At 49.8% G+C, this 10,877-nt stretch carries 11 protein-coding genes; all 11 read right to left on the bottom strand.

The annotated features are described in order from the left end of the window. Positions 1-153 precede the first annotated feature (153 nt). Positions 154-627 (bottom strand): YbaK/EbsC family protein, encoded by a 474-nt coding sequence (locus tag FGQ85_RS07095; protein ID WP_087166864.1) that lies wholly within the window; start codon positions 625-627, stop codon positions 154-156. A gap of 194 nt (positions 628-821) precedes the next feature. After that, positions 822-1,454 carry a YgjV family protein gene (locus FGQ85_RS07090; RefSeq protein ID WP_138373049.1) on the bottom strand — a complete coding sequence of 211 codons (633 nt, stop codon included), beginning with the start codon at positions 1,452-1,454 and terminating at the stop codon, positions 822-824. Between the two features lie 14 nt (positions 1,455-1,468). Then, positions 1,469-2,140 carry a deoxyribose-phosphate aldolase gene (gene deoC / locus FGQ85_RS07085; RefSeq protein ID WP_087166862.1) on the bottom strand — a complete coding sequence of 224 codons (672 nt, stop codon included), beginning with the start codon at positions 2,138-2,140 and terminating at the stop codon, positions 1,469-1,471. Position 2,141: 1 nt separating this feature from the next. Then, positions 2,142-3,107: an adenosine deaminase gene (gene add, locus FGQ85_RS07080; RefSeq protein ID WP_138373048.1), complete on the bottom strand. Its 966-nt coding sequence runs from the start codon at positions 3,105-3,107 to the stop codon at positions 2,142-2,144. A 36-nt stretch (positions 3,108-3,143) separates the two neighbouring features. Continuing rightward, positions 3,144-3,956, bottom strand: coding sequence for a purine-nucleoside phosphorylase (locus FGQ85_RS07075; RefSeq protein WP_118636713.1), 813 nt, complete (start codon positions 3,954-3,956; stop codon positions 3,144-3,146). Positions 3,957-3,972: 16 nt separating this feature from the next. After that, positions 3,973-4,704, bottom strand: coding sequence for a Crp/Fnr family transcriptional regulator (locus FGQ85_RS07070; RefSeq protein WP_138373047.1), 732 nt, complete (start codon positions 4,702-4,704; stop codon positions 3,973-3,975). A gap of 55 nt (positions 4,705-4,759) precedes the next feature. After that, positions 4,760-6,028: an amidohydrolase family protein gene (locus FGQ85_RS07065; RefSeq protein ID WP_138373046.1), complete on the bottom strand. Its 1,269-nt coding sequence runs from the start codon at positions 6,026-6,028 to the stop codon at positions 4,760-4,762. A 32-nt stretch (positions 6,029-6,060) separates the two neighbouring features. Next, the gene (locus tag FGQ85_RS07060) at positions 6,061-7,002 is read right to left on the bottom strand and encodes an ABC transporter permease (RefSeq protein ID WP_138373045.1); all 942 of its coding nucleotides are present in this window, start codon (positions 7,000-7,002) and stop codon (positions 6,061-6,063) included. A gap of 17 nt (positions 7,003-7,019) precedes the next feature. Further along, positions 7,020-8,111: an ABC transporter permease gene (locus FGQ85_RS07055; protein WP_138373044.1), complete on the bottom strand. Its 1,092-nt coding sequence runs from the start codon at positions 8,109-8,111 to the stop codon at positions 7,020-7,022. A 3-nt stretch (positions 8,112-8,114) separates the two neighbouring features. Then, positions 8,115-9,641: an ABC transporter ATP-binding protein gene (locus tag FGQ85_RS07050; RefSeq protein ID WP_138373043.1), complete on the bottom strand. Its 1,527-nt coding sequence runs from the start codon at positions 9,639-9,641 to the stop codon at positions 8,115-8,117. 25 nt (positions 9,642-9,666) lie between these two features. After that, on the bottom strand, positions 9,667-10,854 hold the full coding sequence (locus tag FGQ85_RS07045) for a BMP family ABC transporter substrate-binding protein (protein ID WP_243128500.1): 1,188 nt from the start codon (positions 10,852-10,854) through the stop codon (positions 9,667-9,669). Between the last annotated feature and the right edge of the window lie 23 nt (positions 10,855-10,877).

The raw sequence follows: 10,877 nt of genomic DNA, 5'->3' as shown, positions 1-10,877 counted from the left end.
AACGACAAAAATCGCTGTAGCCCAGTAAACACAAGGGATACAGCGATTTTTTCTTCCAATAACTGTCAAAGACAGGATTATAGAATAGCACCCTCTGATTTACAAGTGAATTTTCCGAAAATGGGCGAAATGGGAAGTTTACTCTATTTTCTCTCACTCCCCGCTCCTTTTCCCCACATCAATCCATTTTTCACACCCCGAATACTTTTCCAGTTCCTCCACCGTCAGATCCACGGCGCTATGTCCGCTTCCTGCCGCCGGATATACCCGCTCGAAGCGTTTCAGAGATTCGTCCAGATAAACCGGGATGCCTGGTTTGGTTACAAACGGGCAGACACCGCCCGGCTGATGGCCTACAGCCTCTTCCACCTGATCCCAGGGAATCATTTTGGCTTTCTGGTGGAACTGGGCTTTGTACTTCTTATTATCGATTTTTGTGTCGCCGGCCAGGACAATAAGAATCGGGGCATCGTCCACGAAAAAGGACATGGTCTTTGCGATCTGACATGGTTCACAGCCGATCGCCTGCGCCGCCTCTTCCACGGTAGCGCTGGACTGTGCAAGATCCATGACCCGTTCTCCCATTCCATCCTCTTCAAAATATTGCTTTACCAGTTCAAAAGACATTGGTACTCACCTACTTTTCCTTTTCTTTTCCTCTCTTCATTATAGCCAATCCTTGTCCGGAAGTAAATCCGCTTTCCCAGGAACCAAAACAGGCACGAAAAGTCCAGCTCCCTCGCCGCTCTTTCCGCACCTGTTCTTTTGCTTTCCTGCTAAATAAATTGTTTTATTCTAACTCCCTTTTCTATACTCTGCTTTTAATTCTCATTCTGATCCAGTTCCTTGACATATGTTCCGTCTTCTTTTACAAATCCCATCGTCTGCAAGTAGTATTCGTGAGGCCCCGGAGTTCCCGCAAAGCTCAGTTTCCGGATCCCCTGCTCCTTCAGGCGGGAATACAGATATTTCCCCACCGAGCAGTCCCGGTATGCCGGGGTGGAATAGTCCAGGATTACATCCAGCTCTCCGTCCGGCCTCCGGTTTCCGATCAGAATTCCTGCCGGAGCGTCGTCATGGCAAACGATGTAGGCGGCGTTGCAGCCTTCCATTGTCTTGGACGATGCGTTAAAATCCGGAAAGTATTTCTGAATGTCCGTCGCATATCGTTTCACAAAATAACGCAGCATGGATTCTTCCGGAGTCCCTTCGATCACATCGTAGGCTCTCTTCGTTTTCCGGATCCGCATCAGGTAGTAAAAATTGATCAAAACGAGACAGGTATTCATGATTGCCGTCGGGTATGCATGGATCACGAGAGAGTAGATCGTACAGATCACTCCGCCGGCCATGTTGATGATCCTAAGCTTGACCACCGAGGTCATTAGAAAGGACAGCAGTACAAGGGCGGAGCCGAAATACCCGATGAGCTCCACAATCATATGGGTATCCACGCGGTCTCCTCCTTCTAGTATCCGGCTCCTGCGTCCGGGCTGTTTTTCATGATTTTCACCAGTCTGCTTGTTCCAAGACGCTCCGCTCCGAGGCGGATAAATTCGTCCGCGTCATCGAAAGAGGAAATGCCTCCTGCCGCTTTGACTTTAACGTCTGCTCCAACATGCTTCCGCATCAGTTCCACATCCGCAAATGTTGCGCCTGCGGTGGAAAATCCGGTAGATGTCTTGATGTATTCTGCGCCTGCTTTTGTGACAATCTCGCACATCTTGATCTTTTCTTCTTCGGTCAGAAGACAGGTTTCGATGATTACCTTCAGAATACGTCCACCGCATGCCTCGTGGATCTGGCGGATCTCGTCTTCCAGCGCCTCGTATTTTTTGTCTTTTAGCCAGCCGATGTTGATGACCATGTCGATCTCGGAAGCTCCGTTTGCGATAGCATCTTTTGTTTCAAATACTTTGACTGCCGTTGTGCTGTACCCGTTCGGGAATCCGATCACGGTGCAGATCGGAAGTTTCCCTTCCACATAATCCGCTGCCTGTTTTACATAGGACGCCGGGATGCAGGCGGACGCCGTCTCATATTTCATGGCGTCATCCAGAATCTGGCGGATCTCCTCCCAGGTTGCTCCCTGAGTCAGCAGGGTATGGTCTACATATTTCAAAATTTCTTTCTTTTCCATCTTAAATCCCTTTCCATTTCGTTTCCAGTGTCTCTTTGATTTCCGGGTCAAATGCCGTCTCTGCGGCATTGCGAAGCAGAGTGAGAATCAGTTCGTCATCCTGTCCGTACTGCTCATAAACTCTTGTCAGCTCTTTTGTCATGGTTGTACCGCTGACTGTCCGGTTGTCTGTGTTGATGCTGACCTTGATTCCTGCATCTACAAACTGGCGAAGCGGATAGTCTTCCCATCCTGCTGCTGCCTTCGTCTGAAAGTTGCTGGTCGGACACATCTCCACACCGATACCGGCCTTTGCGTAGGCTTTCATCAGCTCCGGATCCTTGCGAAGCGCGATGCCATGTCCGATCCGTCTGGCCCCCAGTTCGTAGGCTTCCCGGACATTTTCCAGATTTCCGGTTTCCCCGGAATGGATGGTAAACGGCATGCCCAGACGTTCGGCTTCCACAAAGATGTCACGGAACTCCGCGGTCGGGAATGCGGATTCATCCCCTGCCAGATCCAGGGCACAGACACCGTGTCCCAGATATTCTCTTGCACATTTCAGCATGGACAGGTTCTGCTCCTGGCTGTGATTTCTCATAGCACAGACGATGATCCCGTACTGTACCTGAAAATCTGCCTTCGCCCGCTCCATTCCTTTCCGCACGGCCTCAATCACCTTCGCGCAGCTTAAGTTTTCGTGAACCGAAAGCATCGGAGCAAACCGGACTTCAATATATTCTACATGTTCCTTCGCAATCTCTTCTACAAAGGTATACGCACCGTCTTCCAGTCCTGCCTCGTCCTGCAGGCACTGTACCGGCAGATCAAATTTTTCCAGATATTCTGTCAGGCTCCGGCAGTCCTCCGACACCGTCAGGGCATCCTCCGGTATCGGTTTCCCCAGATGCCGCTCGATCATGGCTTTTGTCAGAGAGCCGTCCAGATGACAGTGCAGATCCAGTTTTGGAATTGTTTTGATATCCATATCGTTACACCTTTCTTCCGTTTCTCGAAATTCGTTTTATATCGTTTCGATAATCTTTGTTACCAGTCGTTTGAAGTCTTTGGAAACGCGGTCTGCAGTCTCCTGCACTTCTTTGTGATCCAGTTTTTCCTTACTGATACCGGCTGCCAGGTTGGTGATGCAGGAGATTCCTCCGATCTCCATGCCCATATGGCGTGCGGCCATTGCCTCGCAGGCCGTGCTCATGCCGACAGCGTCTCCGCCCCAGATTTTGCACATCCGTACTTCGGCCGGTGTCTCATAGTTTGGTCCGGTAAGCTGAACGTACACGCCTTCTTTTAAATCAATCTCGCACTCGGATGCGGCGTTTCGGATCACATCCTGGATTCTGTGGCTGTACACTTCGCTCATATCCGGGAACCGAGGTCCCAGGTCGTCCAGGTTCGGTCCGATCAACGGACTTGGCACGCCTGTGGCAATGTGGTCGGTCAGCATCATGAAATCGCCCGGGCGGAAGTTTTCGTTGATTCCGCCGGCCGCATTGGTAAGGAGCAGCTTTTTCGCCCCCAGAAGGCCCATCAGGCGGGTAGGAAGAACCACGTCGGACATCGGGTAACCTTCGTAATAGTGAACCCGGCCCTGCATGATGACAACCGGCACATCTCCTACATATCCAAAGACGAAGCGTCCTTTATGTCCTGTTACTGTGGATACCGGGAATCCCTCGATTTCGGTGTAATCCACGGTCGTTTCAATCTGAATTCCGTCTGCATAATCTCCCAGTCCGCTTCCGAGAATCAATGCCACTTCCGGTTTGAAATCTGTCTTTTCGCGAATACTTGCAAGACAGGTCTGTAATTTCTTTTCCATCTTTGATCCACTCCTTTTATAAGTCCTCCGCCAGAATTCCGGAGATCATCTCCTCCATCCTGAGGTATTGTTCATAGTTAATCATAATGTTGCTTCCCTGTGTCGTAATCATCCCGTTTTCCTTGAATTTTTTGATGGAACGGCTGATCGTCTTCACGCAGAGCCCCGTGAAATCCGACAGTTCCTGCCTGTCGCCCTTCATCCGCAGGACGCCGCCCTGGGCATATTTGCGGTACCGTTTCATCAGAAGGAAGGCTACCCGGTCCGCTCCCTGTAAAAACAGAAGCATCCGGCTGTCTCTGGCCTGTTCCAGAAGATATTCGCCCATCAGCCGGCTCTCCTGCTGCAGAGCGACTATATCCGAATCCAGCCATTTCTTGAACCCTTCTTTCGGTATTTTCAGTACGGTACACTCTGTCACCGTCTGGAGGGTTGTCTGGTACTTGTCCAGATTGATGATGACTTCCATTCCGCCGAATGCATAGACCTTGTCAAACATAGTAAAATCGTAGTTGATTCCGTAAATCCGATAATCAGTGGCTTTGATCAGACCTTTCCCGATAAAGAAAATCATGTCTGCAGGCTCTCCCTCCTGTACGAAAACCGTCCCTTTTTCCAGCTCTTCCACCACAAAGGTGTCCATCAGCCACATGGGCACTGTCCGGAAATACTCTTCAAACTGTTTTCTTCTGTCCTCTTCAATTTCATTTAAAAACGGCAGAATCTTTGCCAGATATTTGTTTTCCATTCCTTCCCACCTACCGTTCTCTTTTGGTACAGCGGCACACGAAAAGCCCGCTTTGTCAGATTACCTGTTTCCCTTTGATATATTTTGCTTCCACCCTGGCATCCCCGTCCAGATAGATCAGTCTCTCCAGCCTTTCCCGGACGGAAAGCGGACGGGCGTGCCGGATCTTGCGGTCGTCGATCACAACCGCGTCAAACTCGTACCCTTCTTCCAGGCTTCCAGCCTTTCCAAAGAAAGCACCGCCGCCTTTGGTCGCCAGGTAAAAGACTTCTTCCACAGTCAGATGCGCCAGACTTTGATCGATGAGTCTCCATCGAAGCTTCGAACACTGGATGGCCATGGCCATCGCCCGGAACAAAGAGATCGAGGAGCCGGCCGCCACATCGGTGCCAAGTCCCATCTGCATCCCCAGTTCCATGTATTTCCTCGCCGGTGCGATTCCGGAGGAGAGGTTTGCATTGGATTCCGGACAGTGGGCGATGAAGACGCCCTGCTCTTTCATCATCCGGATTTCCTCTTCCCCACTGTACACGCAGTGTGCCATGATGGTCGGGCAGTCTCCGCCAAACAGACCGTGGATCCGGTAGGCATCCCCGTAGCAGGACGCCTTTGGCTGCAGTTCTTTGACCCAGTCGATTTCGCTTAAATTTTCCGAGAGATGGGACTGCATCGGCAGATCGTATTGTTTCTGAAGCCCGGAGAGCAGTTCCATCAATTCATCGGAACAGGTTGGAATAAATCTTGGCGTCAGGATTGGTCTGACATTGGAAAGATTCTTTGCGGCCAGAATCCAGTTCTCGGTCGCTTCCGCAGATGCTTTGGCGCTTTCCTCACACAGACCTTCCGGGCTGTTCCGGTCCATATTGACCTTTCCTACATAGCCCGCAAGTCCTGCCTCTTCCATCTGTTCCATGAGCCAGAATGTAGCGTCCGGATGGCAGGTGCCAAAAACGCAGGCTCTCGTTGTCGCACTGTGAAGCAGATCATCCAGAAAGATGGTATACGCCTTTTTTGCGTATTCCAGATCCTGATACTTTTCCTCTTCCGGGAAGGTATGGGTATTCAGCCAGTCGATCAGTTCCTGGTCCATCCCCAGTCCCCGGAAAGGGTACTGGGGTGCATGGACATGCAGGTCAATCAGTCCCGGAATGATCAGCCGGTCGCCGTAATCCCGGCAGCAAATCCCGCTCCATTTTTCCGGAAGCGTTTCAAATACTCCGATGCTTTTTCCGTCTTCGCACACAACGTAACCATGCTCGATGGTGCGGATTGTCTTTTGATTTTCACTATAGCAGATCTGTCCTCTGATCGCAAATCGTTCCATGTTGTTCTCTCCTTGCTCTGAATTTCCGTCTATTATCGTTGTCCCTTATCGTAAGGGATACCTTCCGCTTTTGGTGCTTTCGAGTTCCTTGAGAACAGAGCCAGCACCACGAGGGAGATAATATATGGAAGCATGTTGTAAACGGCACTTGGGATATTGAGTGCTTCCAGAATGTCGAATCCGGAGTACACGTTGGACAGTGCACGGAACAGACCGAACAGAAGCGCTGCCAGTCCGATCAACTTCGGCTCCCACTGTCCGAAGATCATAACCGCAAGGGCAAGGAATCCGAATCCTGCCACACCGTTTTCAAATTTCCATTCGCTGACACCTGCTGTGATGTAGACGATTCCTCCCAGACCTCCGAAGAATCCGGAAATCAGGACGCCCGCATAACGCATTTTGTATACGTTGATTCCAACGGAATCCGCTGCCTGCGGATGCTCGCCGCACGCCCGCAGTCTCAGTCCAAACCGGGTTTTATAGAGAACCACGTGCGCAACGATCAGAAGGATGACAGCCAGGATCATAAACCAGCTTACTTCAAAGTTTCCGATTTTAAATGCCGAGAATGCTTTCCTCTGATCGATATACTGAATGGAAGAGGAAACATTGTTTACATTTTCTCCCATGTTGATTGCCTTCACAATGACAGTGGCCGCCGCTGTTCCAAGAAGGTTCATGGCTGTTCCGACCAGTGTCTGGTCCGCCTTAAAGTTGATGGCCGATACTGCAAGCAGAAGGGAGTAGATCATACCAAAGATCACACTTCCAAGGACAACCGTCAGAATCATCAGCGCTGCCGGAAGATCTCCCATGTACTTCATCACCAGGGCACCGCCAAGGGCACCGATGACCATGGTACCTTCCAGCCCCAGGTTGATCACACCGCTTCGTTCAGAAAAGCATCCGCCAAGGGCCACAAGCATCAGTACTGATGCATAGATCAATGTATATTGTAATAAGAGTGCCATATGTTCTTCCTCCTTCCCTATTTCTTTGCTTTTCTGTTCATGCAGTATTTAAAGAATAATACAAAACCGCAGAAGTAAATGATGATTGCCGAGATCAGATCGGAGATCTGTGCACAGTATACCATCTTGTCCACATAGGATCCGCCGCTTGTAATGTGCTGGATGAAAAATGCTGAGAAAATACTTCCGATCGGGTTCAGGCCTCCGAGGAAGGCTGCCGCGATTCCGTTGAATCCCATGGCCGGGACTGCCGTCTGTGCACAGGACCACTGCTCGATTCCGCTTAAGTAAAGGAATGCAGCTCCAAGACCTGCGAGGCATCCTGCGATCACCATGGTAAGGATCATGTTTCTCTTTTCTTTCATACCTGCATATTTTGCGGCATTTTTATTCAGTCCGGTTGCTTTTAATTCGTATCCAAGTTTTGTCTTGCTCATCACTACCCATACGAGAATGGCGATGATGACTGCAAGCGGAATGGCAATGGTCACATACCGGTTGTCCGAAAACAGATTGTCCAGGCCGAGGCTTGGGATCAGGGCGTCCGGGCTGTTTGTCTTGAGCGCCATCGTATAGGTTGTACTGGATTCTTTGACATTCGTCAGAAGCATGTTGACGCTGTAAAGACTGATCCAGTTGAGCATAATTCCCGCGATAACTTCGTTTACATTTAAGTATGCCTTTAAGATTCCGGCGATTCCTCCGAGAAGTCCTCCGCCGATCATGGCTGCGATCATGCAGACATACCAAGGCATCTGATACGCAAGCGCCAGGTACAGGGCAAGTCCTGCTCCTACCGCGTACTGTCCGGAAGCTCCGATGTTAAAGAGCCCTACCTTGTAGGCAAAAAGGATGGACAGGGTACACATCAGAAGCGGCGCCGTTTTGGCAAGGGTGCTTCCGAAATATTCCAGTGCAACTTCCGGTCTCGGGAAATACAAGAAGTTCTTTAAAATGGATGTCATCGCATCCCAGGCTCCGGCCGGATTGATGCACAGCAACACAATATAACCTACCAGAAGACCAAGGATAATACAGATCAGAGACGCTATGACCGTCTGTACGCCGCCGATCTCCAGGAACCGTTTCTTTTCATTTTTTGTATTCATATGCTACACCTCCTGTTTCTTGGCGCCGGTCATATAAAGACCAAGTTCTTCCACCGTCACTTCATCCGGTTTGAATTCCCCGACAAGTCTTCCTTCATACATGACGAGAATCCGGTCCGGCACATCCATGACTTCATCCAGTTCCAGGCTGACCAGAAGGACTGCCTTTCCGGCATCCCGCTGCTCGATCAGCTGCCTGTGAATCGATTCAATTGCTCCGATGTCGACTCCCCGTGTCGGCTGCACCGCAATCAAAAGATCCGGATTCTTGTCGATCTCTCTTGCAATGATCGCCTTCTGCTGATTTCCACCCGACATGGAACGTACGATAGTAGAGGATCCCTGTCCGGAACGGATATCGTACTCTTCGATCAGGCTGTCCGAATATTCCCGGATTTCTTTTCGCTTCATCAGTCCGGCCTTGCTTGTAAACTGCGGTTCAAAGTAGCGCTGCAGCACCAGATTGTCCTCCAGAGAATAATCCAGAACCAGTCCGTGCTTATGCCGGTCTTCCGGAATGTGACTCATTCCGGAAGTGGAGCGTTCCCTGACAGATACTTTTGTAATATCTTTTCCGTTCATATGGATGCTTCCGCTCTTTAACGGCTCCAGACCGGAAAGTCCGTAAACAAGTTCTGTCTGGCCGTTTCCGTCGATTCCGGTAATGCAGACGATCTCGCCTTTACGTACCTGGAAGCTGACGTCCTGTACCGCATCCTTTTTATTCTGTCCGGCAACGGTCATGTCCTTCACATCCAGCACCACGTCGCCAGGCTCGGCCGGTTTTTTCTCTACTTTAAAGGAGACATTTCTTCCTACCATCATGGCGGAAAGCTTCTCCGGCGTCGTGTCTTTTGTTTCGACAGTTCCGACGTATTTTCCTTTTCTTAAAACCGTACAGCGGTCAGAAACTTCCATGATCTCGTTGAGCTTGTGGGAAATGAAAAGGATACTCTTTCCTTCCTTTGCAAGTCCCTTCATGATCTGCATCAGTTCCTCGATCTCCTGCACGGTCAGCACTGCCGTCGGTTCATCAAAAATCAGAATTTCATTATCCCGGTACAGCATTTTTAAAATTTCCGTTCTCTGCTGCATTCCAACTGTGATATTCTCCACTTTGGCGTCCGGATCAATCTGCAAATGATACCGGTTTGACAGTTCCATTACCTTTTTCCTTGCGTCATCCTTTTTCAGAAATCCGCCCTGTACCGGCTCTGCGCCGAGAATGATATTATCAAGCACAGAAAAACATTCCACCAGTTTGAAGTGCTGGTGCACCATTCCGATTCCAAGTGCGTTGGCGTCGTTCGGATTTTTGATTTCTACTTTTTTCCCGTCTTTGCGGATTTCTCCTTCTTCCGCCTGATACAGTCCGAATAACACGCTCATCAACGTGGATTTTCCCGCTCCGTTTTCCCCGAGGAGCGCGTGGATCTCGCCTTTTTTCAACTGAAGCGTAATGTCATCGTTTGCCACAATCCCAGGAAATCTCTTGGTGATGTGAAGCATTTCCACTGCATATTCTCCCATTTTTGCTTCCTCCTTCCGGTATCTTTTACATGATCGATCCTTGTCTTTCGTTTACCTTGACAGATACTTCCGGCATCTTTTCGGTGGAATTATCAATAGTAATTTCCCCGTCATAGATTTTCCGTACCAGTTCATGGTAATCGTCCACGGTAAAGTTTTCGTTCCACTGTGTCGTATCTTCCGGAAGCCCTACGTAATTGACATCCATATCCGTTCCTGACACAAGTCCAAGATTTTCGATCTTTCCGACATGTTCTTCCCAGGTATTTGTCACAATGATGGAATCCAGCATCGCCTTTACGGTTGCTCCCAGCCCTTTCATTGCGGATGTTACCGTCATTCCTTCTCCGTACGCGTCAATAATCGGGGACTGGTCGCTGTCCACGCCGATCATCTTTCCGCCCACTTTTGAAGCAGCTTCTGCCGCAGAGGTAAAGATACCGCCGCCGCATGCAAAGACGATCTCCGTTCCCTGGCTGTACCAGGTATCCATCGCCGCCGTCACTTCTGTAGATCCGTAGAACTGTCCGCCATAGGCGTACTCGACTTCGATCTGGTCGGTAATTCCAAGCTCTTTAGCCGCATCATTGATTCCCTGCACATAGCCGAATCCATACCTCATAACTGCCGGTACCGCCTGACCACCCAGGAAACCAAGTTTCCGGTATCCAAGCTTCACAGCCGCATATCCCGCCATATACCCCGGAATCTCTTCCTGGTAAACTGCACAGTATGTGTTTTTCGTATTGTAATAGTCCGACGCCTCATATGCGTCCGGGTTATCGTAGTACTTGCTTCCTACTGCTGCCGCAATGATATCTCCTGCCGTCATATCCAGCGCAATAAATTTGACATCCGGATATTTGTATGTTACTTCCACCAAAGCCGGCGCAAAAATATATCCCGGCATAACGATGATATTGTATCCTTCTGCCACGGCCACATCGATCATGGCAATCCGGGCATAATCCGTATCCCCGTCCGGCTTTTTGTAGGTAAAATCGATATTATTTTCCGTACAGTACTCAAGACATGCTTCGTAAGTTGTCTGGTTAAAAGACTGGTCTGTAATGTCGCCGCTGTCCGTGATCATGGCCACACGATAATCTGAATTTCCGCTGCCCTGGCTGGACTTGGAAGGTCCGCATCCAATCGCGGAAACTGCCATGCAGATTACCAGAAACAACGCGGCAAGCTTTTTCATTCTTTTCATGTCTTCTGTTCCTCCTTTTTTTG

Source organism: Pseudoflavonifractor sp. BSD2780061688st1 E11 (assembly GCF_005844125.1).
Lineage (GTDB): Bacteria > Bacillota > Clostridia > Lachnospirales > Lachnospiraceae > Sellimonas > Sellimonas catena.
Note: the sequence above shows the minus strand (reverse complement) of the source record. Positions and strands in the feature narration are given on the sequence as shown.

Bases quoted from the DNA above. Each gene is read 5' to 3' on its own strand.
- FGQ85_RS07095 (WP_087166864.1), bottom strand. From the start codon at position 627: ATGTCTTTTGAACTGGTAAAGCAATATTTTGAAGAGGATGGAATGGGA.
- deoC (WP_087166862.1), bottom strand. From the start codon at position 2,140: ATGGAAAAGAAAGAAATTTTGAAATATGTAGACCATACCCTGCTGACT.
- add (WP_138373048.1), bottom strand. From the start codon at position 3,107: ATGGATATCAAAACAATTCCAAAACTGGATCTGCACTGTCATCTGGAC.
- FGQ85_RS07075 (WP_118636713.1), bottom strand. From the start codon at position 3,956: ATGGAAAAGAAATTACAGACCTGTCTTGCAAGTATTCGCGAAAAGACA.
- FGQ85_RS07070 (WP_138373047.1), bottom strand. From the start codon at position 4,704: ATGGAAAACAAATATCTGGCAAAGATTCTGCCGTTTTTAAATGAAATT.
- FGQ85_RS07065 (WP_138373046.1), bottom strand. From the start codon at position 6,028: ATGGAACGATTTGCGATCAGAGGACAGATCTGCTATAGTGAAAATCAA.
- FGQ85_RS07060 (WP_138373045.1), bottom strand. From the start codon at position 7,002: ATGGCACTCTTATTACAATATACATTGATCTATGCATCAGTACTGATG.
- FGQ85_RS07055 (WP_138373044.1), bottom strand. From the start codon at position 8,111: ATGAATACAAAAAATGAAAAGAAACGGTTCCTGGAGATCGGCGGCGTA.
- FGQ85_RS07050 (WP_138373043.1), bottom strand. From the start codon at position 9,641: ATGGGAGAATATGCAGTGGAAATGCTTCACATCACCAAGAGATTTCCT.
- FGQ85_RS07045 (WP_243128500.1), bottom strand. From the start codon at position 10,854: ATGAAAAGAATGAAAAAGCTTGCCGCGTTGTTTCTGGTAATCTGCATG.